The organism is Kitasatospora sp. NPDC059795 (assembly GCF_042732175.1).
Lineage (GTDB): Bacteria > Actinomycetota > Actinomycetes > Streptomycetales > Streptomycetaceae > Kitasatospora.
This window is the reverse complement of sequence record NZ_JBHWID010000007.1, coordinates 167,539-194,126: the sequence shown is the minus strand read 5'-3', so window position 1 is coordinate 194,126 and position 26,588 is coordinate 167,539. Positions and strand designations below refer to the sequence as shown.

Here is a 26,588-nt window from a genome sequence, read left to right as displayed (position 1 = left end):
CAGTCCGCTCGGCCCGGAGAGGGCAGGAGAGACGCCTCTCCGGCTCTCGGTCGGGTTGGCGACGAGGTCGGGGGTGGGCAGGCGTGGGCCGGAAGGCACGGGGGGCGGAGGAAGCGGCTTTCTCCGCCCCCGTTCCGGCATTGGCGGGTGGGTCAGGCGGCGGGCTGGTGGGTGGCGGAGCCGCGGGCGAGGCCGTTGGTGATGGCGCGTCGGCACTCGGTCTCACTGAGGCCGGTGGCGAGTCCGGCGTCCAGCAGGACATCGGTGGCCAGTGGTTCCGGGAGGGCTCCGGCGTGGATGAGGCGGGCCAGGGAGGCGGCGGAGGCGAACAGCCGCTTCGCCCGGCCGGGTTGGGTCTGGGCGCGGACCTTGGCGTCCTCCCCGGCCAGCGCGGCGCGCACGTAGGCGTCCTGCCGACCGATCCGCTCCCGCACCGCCGCCGTGTCCACCACCACCGCGACCGACGCGGCGGGAGGCGGGGTCAGCAGGGCGAGCAGTTCGGGCGGGCAGGGGACGACGACGCCGGGGTCGGCGCCGGGGGCGAAGTGGTAACGGCCCTTGTCCCCGAGGGAGTTGGGGCCAATCAGATACCCGGCGGGCCCGCGCACGTCGATGCCGGGCGCGAGGGCGCCCACCGAGTTGGGAAAGGCCGCGTCGGCGGGGGCGGTCAGCCACAGGTGCAGCCCGCCGGAAGGGGTGGCCACGGTCGCCGTCGGCGGGACCATGAAGCCGTGCTGCCGGGCGAGGCGGGACAGTTCGGCGACACCGTCCAGGCCGTTCTTGCGGTCGAGGTCGAGGCCGATCAGGTGGTGCGGGGCCCGGCCGCACGCGATGCCGTAGCCGGTGGCCCAGGGGGCGCGGGCGAACAGCAGGCCGATGCGGTCGTGGTCGGAGGTTGCGTCGTGGACGCCGTGTCCGGGCCTGCCGCACGCGGCCCGGCACTCCTTGCGCTCCCGGCTGCCCTCGGGGTGCGGGGAGGGCACAGCGGGCTTCTTGGAACGGGTGGTCGGGAACACCGCGAAGCCGCGGTCGGCGGCGTGATGCGCGGCGGCCAGCGCCCGGTGCCAGTCGGTCAACGGGGGCTCCTTCGTGCGGAGCGGAGGCGGCCCGCACCGGTCATAGGTGTCGGGTGCGGGCCGCCGGTGGAGGGTGGTCAGATGTCGAGGGCGGTCTGGCCGTCGCACGCGGCCGTCGGGGCGGGCGGCATCATCGCGACGAGGGCGGCCTGGTGGTCCGGGTCGGCGAGGAGGCAGATCACGCGGCCGTCGGCGGTCACCAGCCACTCGGGGTCGGTGTAGAGCAGGGCGATGGCGGACTCGCGGGTGGTGGAGTGGACGGCGCACTGGTCGGCGCTGTCGGAGCCGTAGGTGGTGCCGCAGACGTCGCAGGTGGCGACGTGGCAGGTCACGGGCTTGATGGGCACGGGCTCTCCCTGTGGGTCAGATGTCGAAGAGGGCGTCCGGTGCGGCCGGGGCGGCGGCCTGGGCGGCTTTGCGGGCGAGGCGGAGCGCGGCGTCGTGGCAGGTGGGGCACCACGCGGCGAGGGCCTGTTTGGGCAGGGCGGCGGCGTGGTGCGGGGGCAGGAGGAGGTCGGCCGGTTCGGCGGGGGCGGCGAGGAGGCGGACGGTGCCGCAGCCGTGGTGCTGCTGGTAGCCGCCGTGTTCCCGGCCGCACCTGCCGCTGTCCTTGGCGTGGGACTTTCCGCACGCGCCGGTGCACTGGCACTGGTTGCCTGCCGTGGTGATGACGGCCAGCCACAGGCCCGCGAGAGCGAGGGGCGGAGGTCCGCTCACGTCATGCACCATCCGGAGTCGCACAGGCCGTCGCCCGGGTCGGTGAGGCTGGCGAGGTCAAAAAGCGGGTCGACGCCATCGGGGATCGCCTCGCGCAGGGGCCTGCCGAACTGGGTCAGGTAGACCGCGTTCTTGCCGAGGCCGGCCTGCCGGGTGTTGAGGTGGTCTTCCAGCTGGCAGGCCCGCTCGAACAGTTCCGGCTCGGAGCGGCGCATCTCGTGCCAGGTCTCGGCCCGCTTGAACGGGCAGAACCAGCACGACGACTTCGGGGGGACGGGCAGGCCGGCGTCCCGGATGATCCTGGCGCAGTCGGTCCTGCGCAGGCCCAGTCGCAGCAGCGGGTAGTCGATCCGCTCGTACGGGCCAGCCTTGCGGTCATTGGCGCGGCCGATCTCGTCCAGGGAGATCCCGATGCCGACGGTGGCCGGCGCGTCGGGGGTCGCCCCGCGGCGCTTCAACTCCCGGCCGATCACGGCGATCTTGTAGTCGGCGGTGCAGGCCCGCTTGCCCGGGGCACCGTTCTTGAACCTGACCGGGATCTTCAGCGCCCTCGACCCGTCGCGGGTGATCTCGCTGAACAGGGTGCGGGTCTCCTTCGAGCGAACCATCACGCGGTGGAGGGTGGTCAGCTCGATGCCGTGCTCGGCGGCGAACGGCCGGGCGTACTCCTCCAGGTAGCGGAGGGTGTCGGGGTGTTCGGAGTCGTCGCCGACGTTCGCAAACAGGAACGTGCGGTAGTCGATCCGGCCCTGCGCGGCCAGCACCAGCGCCGCCATGGACTGGACACCGCCACCAAAGGAGAACGAGCGGATCGCCTGGACCTGCGCAGGGGCGCTCATCGGCCACCGCCCGAGATGAGGTCGTTGACGAAGGCGACATGCGTGTTCGCCCAGACCACCAGCGCGTTGACGGCGTTCTTGGCCTGGTCGGTCATCTCCCGGCCCGGGCGGGTGGCGGTCGGGGCGACGAGGGTGTGCTCGGGGATGGGGAGCAGGAGGGTGGTGGTGGTCAGCAGGGCGGGCCGGGTGGGGTGGCTCGGCTGGGTGAGGGCGGTGAAGCCGTCGGCGGTGGCCCACACGTCGCGCTGCCAGTCGGCGAGGCGGTGGTCGGGTCGGGCGGCGAGGTGGTGGTGGCGCAGGGGGACGTCGATGCGGAGTGCGACCTGGTCCATGTCCTCGCCGTGGGTGACGAGGGTGAGGGCGTGGAGGTCGGGGCGGTGGCGGACGTAGCCGGGAGACATGATCGGGGCGGTGGCGATCTGCCAGACGGAGAAGGCGAACTCGCGGGCGGACAGCGGGTCGCCGTCGTCGTGGAGCAGGCCGGTGTTTCGGGCGAGGTAGGTGCCGAAGCGGGAGCGGGCGTCGGAGGAGTCGCGCCGGTCGGCGACGTCGTCGGTGAAAGCCAGCGTGGAGCGGGTGAAGTCGGGCATGTGCTGTCCTTCCGGTCAGGCCGCGCGGCGGGCGGCGAGGTCGACGACCGGCGCGAGGCGCTCGACCGGGGCGAGGTGGACCACGGGGGCCTGCTGCGGGAGGGGCTCGCCCCCGTCGGGCGGGGCGGGGGTGCCGGTCTCCTGCTTGGTGTGGGCGCGGTCGTGGGCGGAGAGGTCGAGGACGGCGTTGACGCGGGCGGAGTCGGCGCGGGAGGCGCGCTGGGAGGCGAGGTGGGGGATGAGGGCGAGGGTGCCGGGGCCGAAGAGGACGGCGGCGGTGACCAGGTCGCTGGTGTTCATCGGGTTCCTCCGGTGCGGGCGGCGTGGGCGATCAGGTCGAGGACGCTGGTGCCGAGCTGGGCGGTGCGGTGCTCGATGGCCTGCCAGGAGTCGGGGTCGATGTTCATGAGCGCGGCGAGGGAGGAGGCGGGGTCGCGGTTGGCAGCGGCGGTGAGGGCGTCGCGCAGGTGGGCGGCGGCCAGCGGCCGGATGACGCCGGCCGGGGCGGTGGCGGCGGGGCTCATGCGCGGACCTTGGCGATGGCGTCCACCAGGGCGTGGATGAGGTTGTTGATCGGCCCGGCGACGCCGGTGGAGGCGAGCAGGAAGCCGAACAGGACGGCGACCAGGGCGGAGCCGACGCCGAGGGACTTGGCCTTCAGCAGGAGGCCGAGGACGATGCCGAACAGCACGACGAGCGAGACGGTCAGGGCCATGACACGGCCTTTCGTTCGACGGCCCGGGGGCCGGAGCGGGACGTGCGGGGTGGGTTCAGCGGGTGCCGGAGCGCCAGGTGGCGTGGGCGAGGTTGTAGAGGTGGCGGCCGATGCGGATCCGCTTTCCGGCGCCCTTGCAGCGGCGGCAGGTCCTGCCGCGCTTGGGGTTGCCGTGGCGGTCGCTCTTGAGGGCGAAGCCGAGTCCGGCGCACTTGCGGCAGTTCCCGAACGGGCTGGCCGCACACAGCGCGCTGTAACCGAGGGTGACGAGCAGGGCGGTGGCTATCGCGGGGAGCAGGAGGGGGGTCACAGTGGCCTCCGGAGCGGTTTCGGGGCTCTCATCAGGGGCTTTGCTAGACGCTAGGTCCCTGATCAGGCCTGTTTTGGGTCGCTAGCGGGGTCGCTAGGTCTAGCGAGGGTGCTTGCTAGGCCTAGCGACGGTTTCGGCGGTCAGGCGGCGCGCTTCTTGTCGCGTTCCGTAATCGCCTTGGTGAGGTCGGCGCGGTCGATGCCGCGCCGGTTCGCGCCCTTGCCGCCTTCGGGGGCGGTGCCCCAGACCTGGCCGGTGGTGATGCCGTAGGGCTTGAGCGCGGAGGCGAGCTGGTCGGCCTTGGCGCGGCCCTCCAGCTCGGCCCAGGGGCCGTAGACGTCGGGGCGGAGTTCGGCGAGGCGGGCTACGATCGTCTCCGACCAGAGCTTCGGCTCGTCGGGGCCCATGACGGCGAGGACGTCGGCGAGCAGGTCGTACGAGACAGTCGCGGCGGGGGTGGCGTCGGCGGTGCCGGCGGCGTAGCCGGTCAGCAGCCCGGCCTGTTCGCGGGCCCGGCGGCCGCGCGCGGCGATCGCTTCGGCCATGGGCGCGTCGGCGAACACGGAGCGGACGATCTGGGCGTCCGCGCCCTCGCCGCCGACGAAGTACGCGATGCCCCGGTCCTCCCGGGAGAACGTCGTGGCGCGGATGCCGCGCTTGTAGGAGCTGGTGCCGAGGACCATGTCGTTCTCGACCTGGCCCATCACCTTCAGGCACAGCCGCAGGATCGCGTTCGCGCTGATGCCGGTCGGCAGGGACTTGGCGTCGGGGCGCTGGGTGGCCAGCAGCAGCACGATGCCGGTGGCGGGGCCGCGCTTGACCAGGTCGGTGCAGATCTCCTCGAACTCCCCGCCGTACTTGGGGTGTTCGAACCACACCTGGCACTCGTCCACGCCGATCACGATCGGGTGCAGCCGCAGCGACTTGTTGTCCGCGAGCTGGGAGGTGACCTTGGACTCCGGGCAGACGTCGCGGGGCAGGGAGCGGATCACCTTGGTGCGGCGGCGCAGTTCCTCGCGGACCTCGCGCATGTCGGCGATGGCGTACTCGATGTCCTCGTCGTCGTCGCCGGCGCGGTGGCGGTGGCTGACCTGGCCGCCGACGGGGTCGAGGTCGCCGGTGCCCTTCAGGTCGTAGGTGTGCAGCTCGGCGCGGGGGTCGAGGGCGGAGATGAGCAGCAGCAGGCGGAGCAGGAAGGTCTTGCCCATGCGGGGGACGGCGCCGATGATCCCGGAGACGAACATCAGGACCACGTTCACCCAGTTGCCGCGCTGGTCGGTGGCGAAGGCGACGGGGTTGAACAGGTCGACGGTGCCGGTCTTGGCGAGCGGCCAGGCGGGCTGCTCGGCCTTGGCCATGTCCTGGTCTCCGACCCACAGGACCATCCGGCCGGGGTGCTCGCCCTTGGCCTGCTCGGGCCAGACGGTGCCGATCGGGCGGCGCAGGCCCGAGGCGAGGCGGCCCCGGCGCTCCATGACGTCGGTGACCTCCACACCGGCGGGGAGTTCGACGTCCGCGCGCCAGCCGGGGCCGTCGCGGGTGATCGGCGCGGGGAAGGTGATCCCGCTGTTCTTCGACCTGGCGGAGGTGATCGCGCCGATGCCGAGGGACTCCAGCGCGGCCACGACCATGTCGGAGGTGAGCTTGGGTGCCTTGGCCTTGACCACGGCCCGGGCGATGAGCGGCTCGTCCGCCGGCGCGCCCGCCGCACCAAGCGCCAGGACCACGGCCGCGGCGAGGGCCAGCAGCGTCCCGGTGGACGTCATCACCAGCAGCACGATCACGGCCGCGAGGCCGAACACCGAGGCCAGCAGGGAGATGACGCCGCGCAGCCGCACCCGGTTGTCGCGCTGCCGGCACAGCTTCAGGTACAGCTCGGCGTCCTCGCGGCGGGCGGCGGCCGACCGGAGCGGCTGGCCCTCCGCGTCGGAGGTCCACCGGCCCAGGAACGACAGCGAGCGCACCGCGCCGCGCGGCGAGCGGGCGGCGAGCTTCGCGGCGTAGAGCGGGGAGCGGACCGCGTGGTAGGCCAGCGAGTGACCGACATGGCCGGCCGCCCACCTGGTCTGCGCGGCCAGCTCCGACTTCGACAGCGCCCATGCCGGGAGGATCGGGCGCCGCGCACCCTCCGGGGTCGGCAGCGGCACCGTCAGGGGCTGGTCGACGTAGACGGACTGCCCGTCCACGCCGTCCTCGCCGTCGCCGTCGGCGAGGGCGGTGGCGGGGCGGCGCTCCGTGCGGGCCTTGTCCAGGTCGAGGACCTCGCCCCGGGCCTCGGCCTCGGCGCGCATCGACGCCGCCAGCAGCAGGAACAGTTCGTCGTCGCTGCCGCCGGATTCGGGCTGGTTGTTCTGGTTCACTGGGGTCTTCCCTTCTCACTGCGATGTGGTGCGGAAAGGAGCCCCGGGGCGGCCGGTCAGCTTGCCGGCGGGACGGCTGCCCCGGGGGTGATGGCGGGTGGTCAGATCTCGTCGCAGCGGTCGCCGTAGCAGTCCTTGCACAGCGGGATCAGCCATTCCTCGTCGTTGATTTCCTTCGCGAACGGGTCGGCGGCGACCTCGACGTCGGGCTTGGCGGTGCCGCAGAAGTGGCACGTCAGAACCTGTGCGGCCGTGGGTTCGGCGAAGGTGAAGAAGCCGGTCATCTCGACCGGCACGCCGCGCCAACTGCCCTTGACCTGAAGCCAGTTGGTGGTGGCGTCGCTGGTGTCGAGGGCGACCCGGTCGGAGTCGAAGCGGAGCGCGGCGCGCCACTGCTCGAAGTCGCTCAGGGAGTAGTGGTGGCGCACCACGATGCCCCATTCGAACGGCGTGCGGTCGCCTGCCTGGAGCTTCTCCAGGCAGGCGATGCCGGCGGGCAGGTCCGGGTGGGCGCTGAGGAGGGACAGCAGCGCGCCGGCCGCCTTGATCTGGGAACCTGCGATGATCGTGGCGTCGGACACGGAGACTCCAAACAGGCTGTGGTGAAGGGAAGTTGAGGGGTGGAGGTGCTCGGCTCGGGCGGTGAGCGGCGTGGCGTCGGCGCGGATGCCGTCCGGGTGTCGGACCGGGGCGACGAGCGTGTCGGCGCCCGGGTGGTCAGGCGCGGCGCTCGGAGTCGGCCTTGGCGATCTGGTCCGACCAGTCCTCGGGCTCCGGCACGTGGTTCCCGAAGACCTCGTAGACCTGCTCCTGCCGCTGCTGGTCGAAGTCGTTGTCCAGGTGCTTGTAACCGGTCCAGCCCATCGGTCTCTCCTCTTGGTCGTGGTGTTCGGGGGTGGTGGTGGCCCGGCCGGATCGGTCGGGCGGGCCCGTGTGGGTCAGTTGCCGGCGAGGCGGGCCAGGGCCCGGGCGATCAGCGGGCGGTGGGCGGCGTACAGGGTGCGTCCGGCGGCGGTGACGGCGGCGTCCAGGGCGGCCATTGAGCCGAACGGGTACCACCCGGCGTTGAGGGCGTCGTCCTGGCCGACCGCGTGGACGGCGGCGGGCAGCTGGTAGAGCGCGGCGGTGGAGGCGACCCAGGCGTGGTCCGAGTTGCGCCAGTCGTCCACGACGCCCGTGCCGAGGATCACCGGGTGCTGGCCCCGCAGGTCGACGGTGGTCTCCTCGCGCAGCTCGCGCAGCAGGGCGCGGGTCACGGTCTCGCCGGGGTCGACCATGCCGCCGGGGATCGCCAGGACGCCGATGTCGTCCCGGGTGATCAGCAGGATCTTGCGCTCCGCCCCGGCGCCCGCGACCACGATCGGGTCCGCCGCCGCGTTCTCGCCCCACTTGCCGAGGTTCCGGCCACAGGCACCGGTCCGGCCGGCGGGGTTCAGCGGCCGGCCGTGCTCGTCCAGCTCGAACGGGACCAGGGCGGCGGCCCGGCGTTCGGCCCAGTCGGCCACGTCCTCCGGGGTGGCCGCGCCCTCGGCCCAGCCGGGGACCTCGACGGCCAGGGCGGCGGGCAGCAGCTCGGCCGGGGTGACGTCCAGCGGCGTGTACTGCGGCCAGCTCACGGCCCAGTCGCGCAGGCCGGCGGGGACGATGGTGCTCTTGATCTCGGACATGCGAAGTCTCCAAACAGGTTTCGGTGTAGGGAAGTTGAGTGGGATTGCGCCGCGCTCAGGCGGCGAGTGGCGCGGAGTCGGCGACGGCCAGGTCCCGGCCGGCCCCCGACTCCCGGAAGCGGGCGGCGACCCAGCCGGTGGACCAGCCGGTCAGCTCGACCACGCGCCGCTGCGTCGTGCCCGGCGCGCCGAGCGCGGCCCTGACGATCTCGACGGCCAGGTCCTCCGGCAGCTTCTCGGCGGCGGCGGGGCCGGACAGCAGCTCGTCCCGCCGAGCCTTGACGGCGGCGAGCCGCTGTTGCTCACGCTGTTCGCGTTCGCGCTCACGATCGCTCGCGAGGCGCTCACGGCGCTCCCTGTCGGTGCGCTCGTCGGCTTCCTTCCGGGCCCGCTCGGCGCGTTCGGCGGCCTCCCGGCGCTCCTGCGCTTCGTTGGTCTCGCGCAGCACCTTCAGGTCGTGCTCACGCTGCTCGCGTTCGCGCTCACGCCGACGCTCGTCGGCCTCACGGGCGAGGCGCGCGGCGGTTTCGGCGACTTCCTTCTGGTCGGCCCGGGCCCGCTCCTGCGCCTGCTCGGCGCGCCGCCGGCGCTCGTCGCGCTCGGCCCGCTCATGGGCCTCTCGGGCGGCCACGGCGCGGGCGATCGACCGCCGGTAGGCGAGCGAGGTCTCCGCCGTGACGATCAAAAGCAGCGGCGCGACCGCGTGGACCGCGACCCCCACGGCGTCCCGCTTCAGGGCGGATTCGCCCACGTTGAGCAGCACCGTCGCCACACCGGTCATCCAGCGCAGCACCACCGGCCACCGGCCGCCGTCACCGCCGAGACGGGCCAGGAGGCCGTCCATCCGCACCACGATCACCACCGCCGCGTCCACGACCAGCGGCAGGATCGGAGCCGTCCAACCCCAGCCCTCCGGCGAGTGCGCGGACATCAGCGGCGTCACCGTGAGCATGCTGTACAGCACCGCCCCGAACGTGATCGTCCACGTTCCGAAGCTCAGGATCTTCTCCGCCGACCGGACCTGCTGTGGCGTCACCAGAGCGTTCACCGAACGCCCCGCTTCCCGCCCGACGAGCGGGCGATGAGCACGAACACGCGCTTCGTGAGCACGAGCAGGCGGCGGTGAGCACGACGCTTCAACGCACTCACGCCGCCACCGCCGAGACGACCGGCCGACGGGCGGCGGCCTTGCGTGCGGCGAACAGCGGCACCGGCGCCGCGTCCATCAGCCGCCGCGCGAACGCCGCAAGCTCCAGGTCCTCACGGTCCAGCTCCGCCAGCACCGCCAGCGCCACGTCCATCCGCGTCGCGTACTCCAACGGGCTCTCGCCCGGCACGCCGGCGAACAGCTCGCAGTCCACACCCAACGCCAACTCCGCGAACTCCTCCGAGTCCACGGCAACCTGCCCTGCAACAATCGACCTCACGGGTCTCTACCTCTCTGTCAGGTGAACAGGCCCGCAGGGCTGCCGCGCGTTCCTTGGCCGGAGCGCGGCAGCCCGCTTTGCGGGCCTGGACCACTCGGTGCGTCACGAGCAGCCGCGGCACCCGACGCGCGCCAACCGCCCACCGTGGGGCGGGTGTTGCGCGCCGAGCACCGTGATCACTGGTGAAGCGGCCTGGTCGGCAAGTTGCGCCGGGGCCGCTCGTGTAAGCGCGGCCCATAGGGCCGATGGCGATGCGGGTCCATGGGCACCTCCTCTCTGTACGGGCGGACACGGGGAACAGCACTGCAAGGGGGATCTCGTCCCCACTCTCCGGCCGTTGCTCGCGGTCGCCGGGCCACCTCGCCAGTCAGGGCCGAAGCCCCTATCCCCTGGCCTTTGCGGAGATTGCAGCGTCCTCCGCCTCAGCTCACGCCCTCTCGAAAGGGGCGTATTTGTGCAGGTAGCAACGCTTTTGGGCATAGCCCATCGGCGGTATCTTGTCCCTCTTGAGCCTCTGGCTCAACTGGTAGGTACAAGCTGCTGAACATGACTCTGCACTCACGCAGAGCGATCGTCAAGCCCATTGGTTCAACATGTAGGAACCAGTTGACCCAGTGGGGCATTATGAGAGGTATGAGTAGCCAGCCGCTGTACCGCCGAGTCGCAGACGCGCTCCGGATCGAGATCGGCCCCGGAAAGACGTTCCCGCCCGGGGCGCGACTGCCCTCCGAGCGCGACCTGTGTGATCGGTTCGACGCCTCCAGGAACACGGTGCGCGCGGGCCTGAACGTCCTCGTGGCACAGGGATTGATCTCGGCCAGCCAAGGGCTCGGCTACGAGGTCCGTTCACACGAGGTGTTCAGCCTGAACGCGTCGCGCTTCGAGAACCTCACGTTCCCTCAGAACGGCGACGCCTACAACACCGATGTGACGCACGCTGGCCGGCGGCCTCACCAGGAGTTCCGTGTAGAGATGCAGCCGGCATCTGCGGTCGTCGCGGAGCAGCTTCAAGTAGCCGAGGGGGCGACGACAGTCCTGCGGTTCTGCCACCGCTACGTTGACGGCGTGCCGTGGTCCACCCAGGCCACGAGCTACCCGATGTGGTTGGTCGAGAGGGCGCCGCGGCTGGCCGAACCGGGCGACATCGAAGAGGGGACCACTCGGTATCTGGCCGGGCTCGAAGTGGAGCAGGTCGGCTACTTCGACGACATCTCCACCCGGATGCCCACGCCGGACGAAGCGCGGCTCCTTCAGATGGGGGCCGGTGTGCCGGTGCTGGTGTGGGTGCGGACCGGCTACTCGCTGGAGAAGCCGATTCGATGCACCATCACGACGTTCCGAGGCGACCTCAACCACATGAACTATGAGATCGGCAACCTTGTAGGCCGGGAGGTCGAGGCGTGATCGTCAAGCCAGCGACAGCAGCGGACCTTGGGCAGCTCCTCGCTTTCCGGAAGGAGGCGGCCGGCTGGTTGAGTGCGCTGGGCAGCGACCAGTGGAGTCGTCCCTACCCGGCAGACAAACTGCTGGCCACGATCGAGGCCGGCACCGTTTTCATGCTCTGGGACGGCCCGGAGATCGTGGGCACCATCACGCTCACACCCGACGCTGAGGATGGTCTCTGGACATCAGGCGAACTCAGCGATCCCGCGCGCTACGTCAACAAGTTGACTGTCTCGCGAGCCTATGCGGGCCGCGACCTCGGCGGGCGGTTGCTGAACTGGGCGGGTGCCCGCGCGGCCGGCGAGGGTGCGAAGTGGCTGCGGTTGGATGCCTGGACGACGAACGAGCGCCTTCAGCAGTACTACGTCGATCACGGGTTCACGCACGTCCGCACCGTTCGTGAAGGCGGGGCGGTGAACGGCGGACCGCGCGTCTCCGGGTGGGTCGCGCAGCGACCTGCGGTGGCTGCTGAGCACGGTTTTGAGGACGCCACCGCGATGGGGTTCACCAGCAGCAATCGCTGACGCAGTGACATCACCGGCTGACATCAACGTGCTTGAACACCTGCGAGTAGTGGATGCCACTGGTGGATCGGCTGGCTTCTGCCCGCTGGGGCCGAGGCAGGTTGATCGAACTGGTGGCTGAACTTGTAAAGCGGGGGTCGTCGGTTCGAACCCGACAGGGGGCTCGTTTCAGGAGTGCTGTGGCAGAGGGCCCTTCCGTCGGGTGACGGGAGGGCCCTCTGGTGTTTGGGGCGGGTGGGGTGGGGGTCAGGCGTGGGGGGTGAGGGGGTTGGGGAGGTGGCCGATGAGTTGGAGGGCGGCGGAGGGGTCGGTGAGGTCGACCATTTGTTGGTTGTTGCGGAGTTGGAGGCGGTTGAGACAGGAGAGCGGGAACGTTTCGGTGAAGGGGTCGAAGCGGGCGAACTTGTGGGCGAGTTCGGGGACTTGGGCGCGGTAGTCGGTGACGGTCCCGGCGACGGTGCGCCAGAAGGCGTCCTCGGGGAGGGTGCCGGCCTCGTCGAGGGTGGCGGCGAGGTAGCGGAAGAAGCAGTCGAAGACGTCGGTGAAGATCGACAGCAGCTTCATGTGGTCGGGGACGTCCGCGCGCACCCGTTGGACCGGTTCGGGGAGGTCCGCGGTGGGGTTCATCACCACGATCTCCTCGGCGATGTCCTTGAAGATCGCGCGCTGCACGGTGCCGGCCTCGTCCAGGACCAGGATGACGTTCTCGCCGTGCGGCATGAAGGCCAGGTCGTGGGCGTAGAAGCTGTGCAGCAGCGGGGTGAGGTAGGCGTCCAGATAGCGGCGCAGCCACTGCTCGGGGGGCAGGCCGGAGCGTGAGACCAGGGCGGCGGCCAGGGAGTCGCCGTGGCGGTCGGTGTGCAGCAGGGAGGCCATGGTGGCGAGGCGTTCGCCGGGGGCTAGGGAGGGTACGGGGCTCTCCCGCCAGAGGGCGGCGAGCATCTTGCGGTAGGGGGAGTACCGGTCGGTGGCGGCCTCGAACTGGCGGTGCCGGTAGCCGATGGCGGCGTGTTCGCGGATGATCGTCAGGCCGGTGCCGCGCAGGATGTCGTCCTGCTCGATCAGTTCGGCGAGCCAGTCGTTGATCGCCGGGGTGGCCTCCATGTACGCGGCGGACAGGCCGCGCATGAAGCCCATGTTGAGCACCGAGATGGCGGTCTTGACGTAGTGCCGGGTCGGGTCGGTGGTGTTGAAGAAGGTGCGGATCGACTGCTGGGCGAGGTATTCGTCGTCGCCCTCGCCGAGCAGTACCAGGCGGCGGGCGGCCAGTTCCCCGGCGAAGGTGACGGAGAGCTTGTTCTCCCACTGCCAGGGGTGGACGGGCAGCAGGTGGTAGTCGGCCGGGTCGAGTCCGAGGGCGGTGAGCCGGGCCGCGAAGCGGTCCCGTTCGGCGGGGCTCAGCTCCTGGGCGATGTGGCGTTCGTAGTCGGTGTCCGCGCCGCAGGTGAAGACCGAGTGGGCGCGTTGGGCGGCCAGCCAGACCAGGCGTACCGGGTGGGCGGCCTCGGGGGCGTAGCGGTGGTACTCCTCGCCGTTGAAGCCGATCCGGCCGTTGTTGGCGACGAAGCCCGGGTGGCCCTCCGTCATGCCGGTCTCGACGGTCTGGAAGTCGGCGCCGGCGAGTTCGGCGGCGGTCGGTTCGGGACGGTCCAGTTTGTAGGCGGTGCCGGCCAGGGTGGAGGTGATCTCCTCCAGGTAGACCGGCAGCACCTGGTCGGAGAGGCCGAGGGTGGTGCGCATCTCGATGAAGAAGTCCACGGCGTCCAGCGGGAGTTCGCCGCCGTCGCGGTGCCGGGTGATCGAGTCGGCGGGGATCTGCCAGTGGTCGAGCCGGAGCCGCCGGGCGGTGAAGCGGTACTCGACGGCACCGTCGTCGGACCGGACCAGGTAGCGGCCGTCGCCGAGGTCCTCGGGGGTGAGCAGCCGTTCGTGGGTGAACTCGGCCAGCGCCTTGCGGACCAGCCGCCGGTTGGCCTCGGCCCAGGTGTCGGGCCGCAGATGGGCGAGGTGACGGTCGGCGAGGTGGCGGTCGGTGGCGGTCATGCGCGGGCTCCGGTGGTGGCGGCGAGGAACTGCTCGCGGGTGCAGAAGCTGAGCAGTGCTTCCTTCTCGGGCTTGGTGATCGGGCCGTCCGGGACGAAGCCCACGGCGGCGTTGAGCGCGTGGACGGCGGTGTTGCGCAGGTCAGGTTCGACCACCGCCCGGCGGGCGGCCGGGTCGTCGAACAGGAAGCCGACCACGGTGGTGATCACGGCCAGCGTGAAGCCGTGCACGGGCTGCTCGGCGGCCGGGCAGAGGAAGTGCATGCCGACGTCGCCGGGCTGCGCCGGGTACAGGCCGACCAGTTCGGCGCGGGCCGGGTCGTAGCGCTCCAGCAGGAAGGCCGGGCGGCCCTGCCACAGGCCGATGAAGGCGTCGTGGTGGGGGTGCTCGACGATCCTGCGGTACTCGGCGGCGACCTCCTCCTCGGAGAGGCCCTGCATCATCCAGTAGGTCGCCTTGGGGTGGGTGACCCAGGCGTGCAGCAGCGCCGCGTCGGTGTCGAGGTCGAGCGGGCGGACGGCGAACGCGCCTAGCCGCTCGTCGGTGCGGGAGTACAGGACGGTCATGGGGTGCTCACTCACGCGACGAGGCCCTCGGGAGCGCCGAACTCCTGGAAGGCGATGGACTTTTCGATCGGGTAGACCTCACGGCCGGTCAGCTCGCGGAGGATCCACGAGTTGCGGTACGGGCCCATGCCGAGGTCGGGCGAGGTGATGCTGTGGGTGTGGGTGCCGCCGTTCTGGAGGAAGATCCCCCGGCCGGTGGTGTCGATGCTGTAGTTGCGGGCCACGTCGAAGCGGCCCTGTCGGTCGTGGCGGATCCGGTCGAGCACCGGGGCGAGGAAGGCGGGGACGGTGTACCGGTAGCCGGTGGCCAGCACCAGGCCCTCGGTCTCCAGGGTGAAGCCGCGCTGCTGTTCGGCGTGGTGCAGGCCGAGGGTGTAGCGGCCGGTGCCGGCGTCCCAGGAGGCGGTCTCCAGCGCGGTGTTGGTGAACAGGCGGGTGGGGACGGGGCCGGTGACGCTCTTCTGGTACAGCAGGTCGTAGATGCTGTTGATCAGGTCGGCGTCGATGCCCTTGAACAGGCCCTTCTGCTCGGCCTCCAGCCGGTACCGGGTCTCCTCCGGCAGCGCGTGGAAGTAGTCCACGTACTCGGGGGAGGTCATCTCCAACGTCAGCTTGGTGTACTCCAGCGGGAAGAACCGCGGCGAGCGGGTGACCCAGTTCAGCTTGTAGCCGTGCACCTCGGTCTCGGCCAGCAGGTCGTAGTAGATCTCGGCGGCGCTCTGGCCGCTGCCGACCACGGTGATGCTCTTCTTGCGCTGGAGGGCCGCCTTGCCGTCCAGGTAGCGGGAGTTGTGCAGCAGGTCGCCGCCCAGGCCCCGGCACGGCTCGGGCAGGTGCGGCGGGGTGCCGGTGCCGAGCACCAGGTGGCGGGCGCGGTACCGGGCGGTGGCGCCGTCGGCGGTGGTGGCGGTGACGGTGTAGAGGCCCTCGGCCTCGTCGTACTCGACCAGGGTGACGTGCTGTCCGAAGCGCACCGAGTCGAGCTTGCCGGCGGCCCAGCGGCAGTACTCGTTGTACTCGGCGCGCACCGGGTAGAACATCTCGCGGATGTAGAAGGGGTAGAGCCGGCCCTTCTCCTTCAGGTAGTTGAGGAAGGAGAACGGCGAGGTCGGGTCGGCCAGGGTCACCAGGTCGGCCATGAACGGGGTCTGCAGGGTGGAGAAGTCGAGCAGCATCCCGGGGTGCCAGTCGAACTGGTCCTTCTCCTCCAGGAACAGGCCGTCGAGGTCCTGGATCGGCGCGGTCAGGCAGGCGAGGCCCAGGTTGTAGGGGCCGAGCCCGATCGCGATGAAGTCATGGGTGGACACAGGCGTCTCCGGGGCAGGCGGTGGTGGGAGGACGGGCGGGCTCAGGCGGCGGACGCGGCCAGGTGGCCGGCGGCGTGGCCCGCGAGCAGGTCGAGCACGTGCGCGATGTCGTCGAGCGTCGTCTCGGGGTTGAGCAGGGTGAACTTGAGGTAGTGCCGGCCGTCGACCCTGGTGCCCGCGACCACGGCCTCGCCGGAGGCGGCCAGCGCCTCCCGGGCGTGCAGGTTGGCGCGGTCGAGGTGCTCGCCGTCCGGTGCGCCGTCCGGGCGGTAGCGGAAGACGACGGTGGACAGCTGCGACCTGGTCACCACCTCGAAGCGCGGGTCGGTGCTCAGCAGGTCGTGGGCGGCGGCGGCCCGGTCGACGACCTCGTCGAAGAGGCTGCCGACGGCGTCCGCGCCCATGATGCGCAGGGTCAGCCAGAGCTTGAGGGCGTCGAAGCGACGGGTGGTCTGGAGCGACTTGTCCACCTGGTTGGGGATGCGCTGCTCGACCGCCCGGGCCGGGTTGAGGTAGTCGGCGTGGTGGGTGGCGTGCCGCAGCACGGCGCTGTCGCTGACCACCAGGGCGCTCGAACTGACCGGCTGGAAGAAGGACTTGTGGTAGTCGACGGTGACCGAGCGGGCCCGCTCGATGCCGTCCAACAGGTGCCGGCGGGTCGGGGAGACCAGCAGGCCGCAGCCGTACGCGGCGTCCACGTGCAGCCAGACGCCGTGCTGCTCGCACAGGTCGGCGACGGCCGGCAGCGGGTCGATGGTGCCGAAGTCGGTGGTGCCGGCGGTGGCGACCACGGCCAGCACCGGCAGGTTCTCGGCGCGGCAGCGCTCCAGTTCGCGGGCGAGTGCCGCGGTGTCCATCCGGCGGTCGGCGCCGGTGGGGACGGTGACGACCGCGTCCGGGGCCAGGCCGAGCAGCTTGGCGGACTTCTGCACGCTGAAGTGCCCGGCCCGGGAGGCCAGGATGCGCAGCCGGGGCAGCAGGGCGGTCCGCTCCTCGGCGGTGGCGGTGGCGGTGGCGGCGGCGGTGGTGAGCGCCTCCTCGCGGGCCAGCAGCAGGGCCTGGAGGTTGGACTGGCTGCCGCCGCTGGTGAAGACGCCGTCCGCGTCCACGCCGAAGCCGATCCGGCCGGCCGTCCAGTCGATCAGGCGGCGCTCGATCAGGGTGGCGCCGGCGCTCTGGTCCCAGGTGTCCAGCGAGGAGTTGACGGCGGTGAGGACGGCCTCGCCGAGCAACGCCGGTATCACCACGGGGCAGTTGAGGTGGGCGAGGTAGCGCGGGTGGTGGAAGTAGACCGCGTCGCGCAGGTAGACGTCCTCCAGCTCGTCCAGGGCCGCGGCCGGGTCCTCCAGCGGGCGGTCCAGGTCGATGTCCACGATCTCCGGGGCCAGTTGCTGCGGGGAGATCCCGCTGAACGGCCGGTCGGCGCGGGCGATCCGGTCGCCGACCCGGTCCACCCCGGCGGCCAGCGCGTCGCGGTAGGCGTCGAGCGTGCGGTCGTTGAAGAGGTGCTGCCGTGCGCGGACCGCGCTGCCGGCCGAACGGTTCTGGACGGCAGGTCCCTGAAAGCTCATCAATTCGGTCCTCAACGGTCACGGGGCACGGAGGGCTGGAAGACGGGGGCGGGCAGGCATGGTCATTTCCGCCCGACTTAGGTAAGCCTATCCTAATTTTCTGACGACGCGAAGGCCCGCCCCCGGGTGCGGGAGCGGGCCTTGCGGAAGGTGTGACGCCAGGTCAGGAGGCGGCGGCTGCCAGCCTTTCCGCGCGGAGCTGCTCCTCGGAGGCACCGCGACGCCAGTAGCCGGAGAACTCCACCCGGGCGCGGTCCACGCCGATCTCCCGGATCAGGTGCCGGCGCAGCGCGCGCACGGCGGACGACTCGCCCGCCAGCCACGCGTACGGCGTGCCGGCGGGGAACGCGGCCGCGCGGACCGCCTCGGCCAGCGGGCTCCCGTCGGCGCCGGGTTCGCGGACCAGCCAGGTGATCTCGGACTCCGGCCCGTGCGGCAGGTCCTGGATGTCCTCCGGGTCCGGCACCTCGATCCAGGCCCGGACCGCGGTGCCGGCCGGGAGGTGCTCCAGGATGCCGCCGAGCGCGGGCAGCGCCGTCTCGTCGGCGGCCAGCAGCACCCAGTCGGTGTCGGCGGGCGGCCGGAAGTCGACACTGCGGTTGTCCTCGACGACCGGGCCGAGCAGCGTCACCCGGTCGCCCGGTGCGGCGTCGGCCGCCCACCGGGACGCGGGCCCGGCCGCACCCGGCGCGGCGTCGGGGCCGGTGCCGTGCAGGGCGAAGTCCACGTCCAGCTCGTCCGGGTCCCGGCGCTGGGCGCGGATCGTGTAGGAGCGCACCACCGGCCGCTCGTCCTCGGGCAGCGCCCGCCACGCGCCGTACCAGCCCTCGCCGGTGCGGTCCGGCAGCAGCGGGGCGGCCTGGCCGGGGCGGGGGAGGAGGAGCGAGAAGCTCTGGTCCCGCCCGCCGGAGGCGAAACCGGCCAACTGCGGGCCGCTGAAGGTGATCCGGGTCAGCGTCGGGCCGAGCCGGCGGGTGCGCAGCACCTCGGCGTCGAAGAAGCGGAACTGCCCGGAGACCAGGCTCGGGTCGTCGGTGTCGGTGCGGGGGGTGCTGGCGACGGTCACGGTGTTCTCTCTCGACGGGTGCGCGCGGGGTTCGCAGGGCTGAGGTGCCGAACAAAGGGTAGGCTAACCTAATTCGAAATTCCGTCCAGTGCCGAGCCCGGAGCCGATCCCGTGTCCGACCCCCAGCCACCACCCCTGCCCGGCACGCCGGTTGACGCCCGGCTGTACCGCGACGCCCACGGCATCCCGCACCTGTGGGCCGCCGACCCGCTCGCCCTGGCCCACGCCCAGGGCCGCAACGCCGCCACCGACCGCAGCTGGCAGCTGGAGGTCGAACGCCACCGCTCCCAGGGCACCTCGGCCGCCTTCCTCGGCCTCGACCACCTGGACTGGGACGTCTTCGCCCGGCAGGTCCGGCTCGCCGACACCGCCCGCCGCTGCTTCGCCGCCCTGGACGCTCCCACCGCCGCCTGGGTGCGCGCCTACGTCGCCGGCGTCAACCGCGGCCTGCGCGAAAGCGCCCACCTGGCACCGGAGTTCGACACCGCCGGGCTCGCCCCCGGCCAGTGGCAGGAGTGGACGCCGCTCGCGCTCTGGCTCTCCCACCACATCCTGTTCGCCGGCTTCCCCGGCAAGCTCTGGCGGGAGCGGGTCGCCCGGGTGCTCGGCGACCACGCCGTGCACCTGTTCGCCACCGACGGCCTGCCCGCGTCCGGCAGCAACGGCTGGCTGGTCGCCCCCGAACGCACCGCGTCCGGCGCCGCCCTGATCGCCGGGGACCCGCACCGCTTCATCGAGACACCCGGCGTCTACCAGCAGATCCGCCTCGCCTGCCCCGAGTACGACGTGGTCGGCCTGGCCGTCCCCGGCGTACCCGGCATCGCGCACTTCGGCCACACCGGCGGCGTCGCCTGGGCCATCACCAACTCCATGGCGGACTACCAGGACCTCTACCGGGAACGGCTGCGCCGCACCCCGGACGGCGTCGAGGCACTCGGCCCCGACGGCTGGCAGCCCGCCGCGGCGCACACCGAGACCGTCGAGGTCGCCGGGGCCGACCCCGTCACCGTCGAGGTGGTCGAGACCGCGCGCGGCCCACTGATCGCCGGAAGCCCCGACGGCGCCGGGGACGCCGTCAGCCTCCGCCACCCGCCCCGGGTCACCGGCCGGCTCGGCTTCGAAGCGCTGCCCGCCCTGCTGCGGGCCCGCACCGTCGCCGACCTCGACCGGGCCCTGGACGACTGGGCCGAACCGGTCAACGTCGTCCTCGCCGCCGACACCGCCGGCGCCCTGCTGCACCGGGTGGCCGGCACCGTCCCGGCCCGCGACCCGCGCAACCTGGTCCGACCCGTCCCCGCCCCGGAACCCGGCCACGAGTGGCACGGCCTGAGGCCGCTGCCCCGCGCCGAGGTGCGCGGCTGCGCTGTGATGGCCAACGAACGCGGCCTGGCCGGGCCGCTCGGCATCGAGTTCTGCGCCCCGCACCGGGCCGAGCGGATCGCCGAGCTGCTCGCCGACGGCGACGACTGGACCACCGACCGGATGGCCGCCGTCCACACCGACACCCTGCTGCCCTCCGCCCGCCCGCTGCTCGACCTGCTCGCGCAGCTCCCCGACCTCGGCGCCCGCGCGGCCGAACTGCGCGACGAACTCCTCGGCTGGGACCGGCGGATGGACGCCCACTCGGTCACCGCCGCACGCTACGCCGAGCTGCGCTCCGCCGTGGTGCGCCGCTACGCGGCCACCCCCGAACTGGCCGCCCTCGCCGAACCCGACGGCCTGCCGCCGGTCTTCGCGCCCTGGCTGTCGGCCACCGCCCGGATCGGCTTCGCCCTGGAACACCTGCTCGCCACCGAACTGCTGCCCGGGATCGACCCGGCCGCGCTGGTCCGGGCCGCCGTCGAGGAACTGGCCGCCGCCGGCTCGACCGAGGACACCTGGGGCGAGCGGCACCGGCTCTTCGCCTGGTCCGCACTGCCCGCACTGCCCGCCGGGCCGGCCGGGCCCGGCCCGGGCCTGTCCGGCGACCACGACTGCGTGCTCGCCACGTCCTCCGTCCCCGGCGTCACCGACGTCAGCGCCCGCGCCTCGGCGGCCCGCCTGGTCTGGGACCTCGCCGACCGGCAGCGCAGCGCCTGGATCGTGCCGCACGGCGCCCACGGCCACCCCGGCCACCCCCACCACCGGGACCAGCACCGGCTCTGGCTGAGCGGCGCGCTCACCCCGGTGGTCACCGACTGGAACCGACTGACCGAGGAGAACAGTGACCACTGACCCCACCCGCCCCGCCGTCGACCACCGCGCACCGGACGGCGCCCGCCACGAGCAGACCGTCCCCGGCTTCGGCGCCGTGACGATCCGTCCGCTCGACCCGGCGGGCGACGCCGAGGTGGTGCACCGCTGGGTCGACGACGAGCGGGCCCGGTTCTGGGGCATGGTCGGCCGGAGCCGCGAACAGGTCCGGGAGACCTACGAGTTCGTCGACTCCCTGGACACCCACCACGCCTACCTGGTGCTGCGCGACGGCGAGCCCGCCGCGCTCCTCCAGACCTACCTGCCCGAACACGACCCGCTCGGCGAGCACTACCCCGTCCAGGACGGCGACCTGGGCCTCCACCTGCTCGTCGCCCCCGCCGCGGGCCCGCTCCGCCACGGCCACACCCAGGCCCTGGTGAACACCCTGCTCGGCTTCGTCTTCGCCGACCCGTACGTCCGCCGGGCCGTCGCCGAGCCGGACGTCCGCAACGAGCGGTCCGTCGCCCGCCTGCGGGCCAGCGGATTCGAGATCGGCCCCGTGCTCGAACTCGCCGAGAAGCATGCGCAGTTGGTGCATCTGACGCGGGAGCGCTTCCTCGCCGGTCCGGCCGCCTGACGTCGGTGGGAGCCGGTCAGGCGGCGCCGGTGGCGGATTCGGCCGTGGCGAGCAGGGCGTGCAGCTCGGCGACGACCGGGGTGTCGGCGGCGGCGAGGCGGGCGAGGGCGTCGCGCCAGTGGCCCACGGCCCGGTCGGTGCGGCCCTGGTCGTGCAGGACGCGGCCGTAGGCGTGCTCGGCGAGGCCGGTGCCGTAGCCGTCGTCGAGCTCGGCGGTGTGGTCGAGCAGCCGGCGACCGAGGACGGCGGCCTCGTCGAGGCGGCGCAGGCGGCGGAGGGATTCGATCTCGCGGAGGCGGCACTCGCGCTTGGTGTTCCACGGGGCGTTCTCGGCGAGGTCGAGCGCGGCGCGGAAGTGGCCCAGCGCCTCGGCGGGCTGGTTGAGCCGCAGGTGGGCGTTGCCGATGTTGCAGCGGCCGGCCATCTGCATCGGCACCGGGTCCGGGAGGCGCAGGGCGGCGCCGATGCTGCGGGTGTGCAGCGGGATGGCCAGCTCGGGGTCCTCGGGTTCGAGCAGGTTGCCCAGGGCGGACAGCGCCCGGGCCTCGTTGAGCGCGTCGTTCTGCTCGACGGCGAGGTCGAGGGCCTGGTGCAGGGTGAGAACGGCCTCCCGGGGTCGGTCGAGGAGCTGCAGCAGCATGCCGCGGTTGTTCAGGGAGATCTGGAGGCGGTGCTGGTTTCCGGTGCGCTGCCAGAGCGGGATGGACCGGTCGACCAGGTCGAGGGCGTCGGCGAAGCGGCCGGTGTCGAAGTGGGCGCTGGCCAGGTCGACCAGGGCAAGGCCCTCGGCCGCGGTGCGGTCCTCGCGGCGGGCGACCCGGAGCGCGATCTCGTTCAGGTGCACCAGTTCCGGGGTGCGGCCGCGGGCCCGCAGGTAGGGGAGCAGGGCCTGGACCAGGTCGAGCAGGGCGGGGGCGGCCCAGTGCTGGTCGGCCAACCGCTCGACCAGCACGGTGAGGTTGGTGTACTCGCCGTCGCCGAAGGCGAACGCGCTCTCCTGGTCCCGGTCGGCGGCGTCGCTGCCGGCGGGCAGTCCGCGCTCGCGGTGCAGCGCCGGATCGAGGACGCGGGCGGTGCCGGCGGCGGCGTCGAGGTACCAGTGCAGCGCGTCGGCGACGGCACGGGTGCGGGCGTCCGGGTCCTCGGTGAGTTCGCGGGCGAAGTCCCGGACCAGGTCGTGCGGGGCGAACCGGCCCCCGCCGAGTTCGTCGACCAGGGCGACGTCGGCCAGCCGGTCGAGGGCGGCGCCGGCCTGCGAGTCGCTGATCCGCAGCACGCCGGAGAGCAACCCGGGGGAGTACTCGGGCAGGTCGAGCGCGCCGACGGCGATCAGCGCGTCGGCGGCCCGGCGGTCCAGTCGGCGGTCGGAGCCGCGCAGCGCCTCGTGGGCCAGGGAGAGTGATTGGCGGACGCTCAGATCGTCGAGTTCGAGTTCGTCGAGCCGGTCCTCGTCGTCCTCCAGGCGGCCGACCAGGTTGCGGACGGACGGTGCGGTGCGGGCGGCCAGCCGGGCGGCGACGATCCGCAGGGCGAGCGGGAGCCGGCCGCAGAGTTCGACCAGGCGGGCCAGATGGGCGTGTTCGATGCCGGCGAGTTGGAGTCCGCGGCCGGCCCGGCCGGCGGCGAGTTCGACCAGCGCGATGCTCTCGTTGGTGGTGAGCGTGCCGAGGCGGAGGTGGACCGCGCCGTCGAGGGCGAGCATCGGCGTCCGGCTGGTGACCAGGACGCCGCAGCCGGGGCCGGACGGCAGCAGCGGGCGGACCTGGGCGAGGTCGGCGGCGTCGTCCAGCAGCAGCAGGGTCCGGGTGCCGCTCAGGGTGGAGCGCAGCAGGGCGGCGGCGCCGTCGACCTCGTCGGGGACGTCGGCGGGGTTGGTGCCGAGGCCGCGGAGCAGCGCGGTGAGGGCCTGGTGAGGTCCGAGCGGGGTGAGGCCGGCGGTGGCGCCGCGCAGGTTGAGGAAGAGCTGGCCGTCGGGGAAGCGCCCGCGCAGTGTGTCGGCGCAGTGGACGGCGAGCGCGGACTTGCCGACTCCGGCCATCCCGCTGAGCACGGCCAGGCCGGGGCGGTCGGTGCCGGCCAGCAGGGCCTGCCGGAGGGCGTCGAGTTCGTCCGGGCGGCCGACGAAGTGGGCGGGCGGGGTGGGGAGTTGGGCGGGGATTGGACGGGCCGGCCGGGGTGCGGGTGCGGGTTCGGGCTGGTCGGCGAGGATCCGGGCGTGCAGGGCGCGGACGGCGGGTCCGGGTTCGATGCCGAGTTCGTCGATCAGGGCGCGGCGCAGCCGCTGGTGGACGGTGAGGGCCTGGGCGCGCTGGCCGGCACCGTGCAGGGCGAGCATCAGCTGTCCGTGGAAGGCCTCGCGCAGCGGGTGTTCGCCGACCAGGCGGGTGAGTTCGGCGACCAGCCCGTGCGGGCGGCCCTGGTGCAGGTCGGCGTCGAAACGCCACTCCAGGGCCTGGAGCCGGTTCTCGTGCCACTGGTCGCGGCGGGCCTGGGCGTCGGCGCTGTCCGGCAGGTCGGCGAGCGGGTCGCCGCGCCACAGGTCGAGGGCGGCGGCGGTCTCGGCGAGCACCCGGGGCCAGTCGGCGGCCTCGTGCGCGGCGCGGGCCCGTTGGACCGCCAGTTCGAACTGACGGCTGTCCAACTCCTGGTCCGCGACCACGAGTCGGTACCCGGAGGGGGCGGCGCGCAGCCGGTTGCCGGTCTCGTCGCCGAGCGACTTGCGCAGCCGGGCGACCAGGTTGCGCAGCGAGGCCTCGGCGGTGCTGGGGGCCTCCTCGCCCCACAGGGCGTCGATCAGCCGGTCCAGCGAGACCGGCTGGTTGGCGTGGATCAGCAGCACCGCCAGCAGGGTCCGGGCCTTGGGGCCCCGCACCGGGCAGTCCCGGGTGCCGTCGTGTGCCTGGAGACTGCCGAGCAACCCGAACCGCATGGTTCTACCCCCACGTCCGTTGCGACCCCCCAACGGCCCCACGGGACGCGTTAGGTCGATGTTATCGGCGGATTATGTGTGTGACCCAAGCTCTTTCATGTCGGCAGGTGAAGCCAGCTGACGGAATGTCAGAAATGGCGGCTTTGCCTCATGAGGGGCGGCCGGCCGACCGGAAGAGCCCAGGGAGACTGCCATGACTCGCTCGAACACCGCTCGTCGTACCGTCGCCGCGCTGCTCACCGCGGGGGTGGCGACGGTCCTGATGGCCGCGACGCCGGCCCACGCCGACAGCAACGACAGCTGCCACCCGTCCGGGGTGATGCCGAGGGTCGGAGTGTTCGGGAACCTCGCCCCGACGCCGTCCGACCCGCTGGTCCGGGCGCAGGGCTGGGTCGGAGCGGGCCCGGCCTGCTCCCCGACGGGCAGCTTCGACGGGTACCGGACCGACGCGGGCGGCTACGCGGCGATGGCCTGGCGCCTGACCGAGTCGATGGAGCCGTCCGAGTTCCTCTCCACCGGGTCCGTGACGCCGCTCGTCGGCCGCGACGACCTGGCCCCCGGCGACGGGCTGCTGAACCCGGCGGGCTTCGGCCACGCGGTGGTCTTCGACCGCTGGGCCGACGACGCGCACACCTCCTACCTGGGCTACGAGTTCACCGCGGCCGGTGTGCAGCACCGCACCATCCCCTACCCGTACTTCGCGGGCCACGGCGACTTCCAGCCCGTCCGCGCGGCGCACTGACCGCCGCCGCTTCCCCTCCCCTCTCCACCGCGTCACCCAGAACCCACACCGACCGGCACCCGTACGGCAGTTGACGCCGTCGGCGGGTCGGCACCGGCACGCCGAAATCGAGAAGGAGCTGTCCGCCGTGAAACCGCACCGCCGGGCCCTGGCCACCGCGGCCACCGCACTGGCCCTGGCCGCCACCGCCCTCGGAACCGTCCCCGCGTTCGCGGCGGAGCAGGGCGCCGACACCGCCAAGAACGCCACCAAGAACGTCGACTACCTGGGCCGGACGTTCGCGATCCCCGCCGACTGGCCGGTGATCGACCTGTCCGCCGACCCCCGCACCTGCGTCCGCTTCGACCGGCACGCCCTCTACCTCGGCGCCCCCGGCGCGGACCAGGACTGCCCGTCCCACCTGATCGGCCGCACCGAGGCCCTGCTGGTCCAGCCCGCCGCCGGCGAACCGGCCGGCACCACCGTCGACGAGACCGGGCACGAGATCGACGCCGCCGACGGGACGGTGCGGATCACCGCCGGCTACGACACCGACCGGTCCCTGGTCACCGGCATCCTGACCGGTGCCGCGATCCCCGCGAAGGCACCGGCCAAGGCCGCCACCCTCGGGGCCAAGGCGCTGACGGCCGCGGCCGTACCGGCGACCAGCACCAACTACACCGGCAAGGGCTTCGACGCCTGCGCCGCCCCCAGCAGCTCCCTGATGGCGGGCTGGATGGCCGACTCGCCGTACCGCGCCGTCGGCATCTACATCGGCGGGTCCAAGCGGGGCTGCCCCCAGCCCAACCTGACCCCCGGCTGGGTGAGCCAACAGGCCGCCGCGGGTTGGCACTTCATGCCGCTGTACGTGGGCCTGCAGGCCCCCGACATCACCTCCCCCGCCGGCCAGGGCGCGGCCGCCGCCGACGACGCGATCAACAACGCGGTCGCCCTCGGCTTCGGCCCCGGCAGCGTCCTCTACTACGACATGGAGGCGTACTCCTCGGGCTACAGCAGCAAGGTGCTGGCCTTCGAGTCGGCCTGGACCGAGCGGCTGCACGCCCGCGGCTACCTCTCCGCCGTCTACAGCAGCTCGGACAGCGGCATCGCCGACCTGGCGAACCACATCTCCGGCTACACCATGCCCGACGTGGTGTACTTCGCCCGCTGGGGCCGTCCCGCCGACACCAACGACCCGGCGATTCCCGCCTCGTACTGGGCCGGCCACCAGCGGGTGCACCAGTACTCGGGAAACGTCACCGAGAGCTACCACGGCTACTCGCTGGAGATCGACGCCGACTACCTGGACGTCCAGGTGGCCCAGGAGCCCACCGTTCCGGCCGGTGCGCTCTACCACAGCATCGTTGCCGGGAACGGGAGTTGGGCCGGGTTCGGGGCGCTCGCCGGGGTGGGCACGCCGACCATGCTGGCCCGCGAGAGCGCCATCACCGGAATGCCGGACGGCACCGCGCAGGTGGTGGGAATCGGCAGTGACGGCAACGTCTACCACGAGGCCCGGCTCACCGACGGGACGTGGAGCGGCTTCGCGCCGCTCGCCGGGGTCGGCACGCCGACCATGCAGGCGAGCAAGGTGGCGATCGCCGGACTGCCGGACGGCAGCGCCCAGGTGGTGGCGATCGGCAGCGACGGCAACGTCTACCACGAGATCCGTCTCCCGAACGGGAGTTGGAGCGGCTTCGCGCCGCTGGCCGGGGTCGGCACGCCGACCATGCTGGCCCGCGAGGTGGCCATCACGGCGATGTCGGACGGTACCGCGCAGGTGGTGGCGGTCGGCAGTGACGGCAACGTGTACCACGAGGCCCGGCTCACCGACGGGACGTGGAGCGGCTTCGCGCCGCTCGCCGGGGTCGGCACGCCGACCATGCAGGCGAGCAAGGTGGCGAT

27 protein-coding genes are annotated in these 26,588 nt (G+C 72.7%); 6 read left to right on the top strand and 21 right to left on the bottom strand.

Features of this window, described 5'->3' with window-relative positions:
• Positions 1 to 152 precede the first annotated feature (152 nt).
• The 15 genes from ACFV4P_RS16870 to ACFV4P_RS16800 form a co-directional block, all read right to left on the bottom strand.
• Positions 153 to 1,076, bottom strand: a complete 924-nt coding sequence (locus ACFV4P_RS16870; RefSeq protein ID WP_380471747.1) for a bifunctional DNA primase/polymerase — start codon at positions 1,074 to 1,076, stop codon at positions 153 to 155.
• 77 nt (positions 1,077 to 1,153) lie between these two features.
• Positions 1,154 to 1,423 carry a hypothetical protein gene (locus ACFV4P_RS16865; RefSeq protein WP_380471744.1) on the bottom strand — a complete coding sequence of 90 codons (270 nt, stop codon included), beginning with the start codon at positions 1,421 to 1,423 and terminating at the stop codon, positions 1,154 to 1,156.
• A 16-nt stretch (positions 1,424 to 1,439) separates the two neighbouring features.
• Complete coding sequence (locus ACFV4P_RS16860; RefSeq protein ID WP_380471742.1) at positions 1,440 to 1,793, bottom strand: hypothetical protein; 354 nt, start codon at positions 1,791 to 1,793, stop codon at positions 1,440 to 1,442.
• Positions 1,790 to 2,632, bottom strand: a complete 843-nt coding sequence (locus ACFV4P_RS16855) for a phosphoadenosine phosphosulfate reductase (RefSeq protein WP_380471740.1) — start codon at positions 2,630 to 2,632, stop codon at positions 1,790 to 1,792. The genes ACFV4P_RS16860 and ACFV4P_RS16855 overlap by 4 nt, the downstream gene beginning before the upstream one ends.
• Positions 2,629 to 3,222, bottom strand: coding sequence for a hypothetical protein (locus ACFV4P_RS16850; RefSeq protein WP_380471737.1), 594 nt, complete (start codon positions 3,220 to 3,222; stop codon positions 2,629 to 2,631). Before ACFV4P_RS16850 ends, ACFV4P_RS16855 begins: the two co-directional genes overlap by 4 nt.
• 15 nt (positions 3,223 to 3,237) lie before the next feature.
• A complete protein-coding gene (locus tag ACFV4P_RS16845; RefSeq protein WP_380471735.1) occupies positions 3,238 to 3,522 on the bottom strand; it encodes a hypothetical protein in 285 nt (94 codons plus the stop codon).
• A complete protein-coding gene (locus tag ACFV4P_RS16840; RefSeq protein ID WP_380471733.1) occupies positions 3,519 to 3,746 on the bottom strand; it encodes a hypothetical protein in 228 nt (75 codons plus the stop codon). Before ACFV4P_RS16840 ends, ACFV4P_RS16845 begins: the two co-directional genes overlap by 4 nt.
• Positions 3,743 to 3,937: a hypothetical protein gene (locus ACFV4P_RS16835; protein ID WP_380471731.1), complete on the bottom strand. Its 195-nt coding sequence runs from the start codon at positions 3,935 to 3,937 to the stop codon at positions 3,743 to 3,745. The genes ACFV4P_RS16840 and ACFV4P_RS16835 overlap by 4 nt, the downstream gene beginning before the upstream one ends.
• Before the next feature lie 55 nt (positions 3,938 to 3,992).
• The gene (locus ACFV4P_RS16830; protein WP_380471729.1) at positions 3,993 to 4,247 is read right to left on the bottom strand and encodes a hypothetical protein; all 255 of its coding nucleotides are present in this window, start codon (positions 4,245 to 4,247) and stop codon (positions 3,993 to 3,995) included.
• A gap of 140 nt (positions 4,248 to 4,387) precedes the next feature.
• The gene (locus ACFV4P_RS16825) at positions 4,388 to 6,538 is read right to left on the bottom strand and encodes a cell division protein FtsK (protein WP_380472054.1); all 2,151 of its coding nucleotides are present in this window, start codon (positions 6,536 to 6,538) and stop codon (positions 4,388 to 4,390) included.
• A gap of 170 nt (positions 6,539 to 6,708) precedes the next feature.
• Positions 6,709 to 7,188, bottom strand: coding sequence for a hypothetical protein (locus ACFV4P_RS16820; RefSeq protein WP_380471726.1), 480 nt, complete (start codon positions 7,186 to 7,188; stop codon positions 6,709 to 6,711).
• 136 nt (positions 7,189 to 7,324) lie between these two features.
• Positions 7,325 to 7,471 carry a hypothetical protein gene (locus tag ACFV4P_RS16815; RefSeq protein ID WP_380471723.1) on the bottom strand — a complete coding sequence of 49 codons (147 nt, stop codon included), beginning with the start codon at positions 7,469 to 7,471 and terminating at the stop codon, positions 7,325 to 7,327.
• Positions 7,472 to 7,545: 74 nt separating this feature from the next.
• Complete coding sequence (locus ACFV4P_RS16810) at positions 7,546 to 8,274, bottom strand: NUDIX domain-containing protein (protein WP_380471721.1); 729 nt, start codon at positions 8,272 to 8,274, stop codon at positions 7,546 to 7,548.
• 55 nt (positions 8,275 to 8,329) lie between these two features.
• A complete protein-coding gene (locus ACFV4P_RS16805) occupies positions 8,330 to 9,322 on the bottom strand; it encodes a DUF2637 domain-containing protein (RefSeq protein ID WP_380471719.1) in 993 nt (330 codons plus the stop codon).
• A gap of 97 nt (positions 9,323 to 9,419) precedes the next feature.
• The gene (locus ACFV4P_RS16800) at positions 9,420 to 9,671 is read right to left on the bottom strand and encodes a hypothetical protein (RefSeq protein WP_380471717.1); all 252 of its coding nucleotides are present in this window, start codon (positions 9,669 to 9,671) and stop codon (positions 9,420 to 9,422) included.
• A 663-nt stretch (positions 9,672 to 10,334) separates the two neighbouring features.
• On the opposite strand from ACFV4P_RS16800, the gene ACFV4P_RS16795 reads away from it, so the two are divergent.
• Positions 10,335 to 11,105, top strand: coding sequence for a GntR family transcriptional regulator (locus tag ACFV4P_RS16795; RefSeq protein WP_380471713.1), 771 nt, complete (start codon positions 10,335 to 10,337; stop codon positions 11,103 to 11,105).
• Positions 11,102 to 11,668 (top strand): GNAT family N-acetyltransferase, encoded by a 567-nt coding sequence (locus ACFV4P_RS16790; protein ID WP_380471711.1) that lies wholly within the window; start codon positions 11,102 to 11,104, stop codon positions 11,666 to 11,668. The genes ACFV4P_RS16795 and ACFV4P_RS16790 overlap by 4 nt, the downstream gene beginning before the upstream one ends.
• A 246-nt stretch (positions 11,669 to 11,914) precedes the next feature.
• Here ACFV4P_RS16790 and ACFV4P_RS16785 read toward each other — a convergent pair whose 3' ends face one another.
• The 5 genes from ACFV4P_RS16785 to ACFV4P_RS16765 all read right to left on the bottom strand — a co-directional run bounded on the left by ACFV4P_RS16785 (position 11,915) and on the right by ACFV4P_RS16765 (position 18,221).
• Entirely contained in the window at positions 11,915 to 13,711 is a 1,797-nt protein-coding gene (locus ACFV4P_RS16785; protein ID WP_380471709.1) for an IucA/IucC family protein, read from the bottom strand.
• On the bottom strand, positions 13,708 to 14,277 hold the full coding sequence (locus ACFV4P_RS16780) for a GNAT family N-acetyltransferase (RefSeq protein WP_380472052.1): 570 nt from the start codon (positions 14,275 to 14,277) through the stop codon (positions 13,708 to 13,710). The genes ACFV4P_RS16785 and ACFV4P_RS16780 overlap by 4 nt, the downstream gene beginning before the upstream one ends.
• An 11-nt stretch (positions 14,278 to 14,288) precedes the next feature.
• On the bottom strand, positions 14,289 to 15,584 hold the full coding sequence (locus tag ACFV4P_RS16775; protein WP_380471707.1) for a lysine N(6)-hydroxylase/L-ornithine N(5)-oxygenase family protein: 1,296 nt from the start codon (positions 15,582 to 15,584) through the stop codon (positions 14,289 to 14,291).
• 41 nt (positions 15,585 to 15,625) lie between these two features.
• Positions 15,626 to 17,155, bottom strand: coding sequence for a pyridoxal phosphate-dependent decarboxylase family protein (locus ACFV4P_RS16770; protein WP_380471704.1), 1,530 nt, complete (start codon positions 17,153 to 17,155; stop codon positions 15,626 to 15,628).
• A 163-nt stretch (positions 17,156 to 17,318) separates the two neighbouring features.
• Positions 17,319 to 18,221 carry a siderophore-interacting protein gene (locus tag ACFV4P_RS16765; RefSeq protein WP_380471703.1) on the bottom strand — a complete coding sequence of 301 codons (903 nt, stop codon included), beginning with the start codon at positions 18,219 to 18,221 and terminating at the stop codon, positions 17,319 to 17,321.
• A 111-nt stretch (positions 18,222 to 18,332) separates the two neighbouring features.
• Here ACFV4P_RS16765 and ACFV4P_RS16760 point away from each other — a divergent pair, with 111 nt between their 5' ends.
• Entirely contained in the window at positions 18,333 to 20,435 is a 2,103-nt protein-coding gene (locus ACFV4P_RS16760; RefSeq protein WP_380471701.1) for a penicillin acylase family protein, read from the top strand.
• A complete protein-coding gene (locus ACFV4P_RS16755; RefSeq protein ID WP_380471699.1) occupies positions 20,425 to 21,033 on the top strand; it encodes a GNAT family N-acetyltransferase in 609 nt (202 codons plus the stop codon). Before ACFV4P_RS16760 ends, ACFV4P_RS16755 begins: the two co-directional genes overlap by 11 nt.
• 16 nt (positions 21,034 to 21,049) lie before the next feature.
• On the opposite strand, the gene ACFV4P_RS16750 is transcribed toward ACFV4P_RS16755, so the two are convergent.
• Positions 21,050 to 23,962, bottom strand: coding sequence for a BTAD domain-containing putative transcriptional regulator (locus ACFV4P_RS16750; protein ID WP_380471696.1), 2,913 nt, complete (start codon positions 23,960 to 23,962; stop codon positions 21,050 to 21,052).
• Positions 23,963 to 24,155: 193 nt separating this feature from the next.
• Between ACFV4P_RS16750 and ACFV4P_RS16745 the strand changes: the two genes are divergently transcribed.
• Both ACFV4P_RS16745 and ACFV4P_RS16740 read left to right on the top strand, forming a co-directional pair.
• A complete protein-coding gene (locus ACFV4P_RS16745; protein WP_380471694.1) occupies positions 24,156 to 24,704 on the top strand; it encodes a hypothetical protein in 549 nt (182 codons plus the stop codon).
• Positions 24,705 to 24,831: 127 nt separating this feature from the next.
• On the top strand, positions 24,832 to 26,588 hold a 1,757-nt coding region (locus ACFV4P_RS16740; protein ID WP_380471692.1), incomplete at its 3' end, for a glycoside hydrolase domain-containing protein.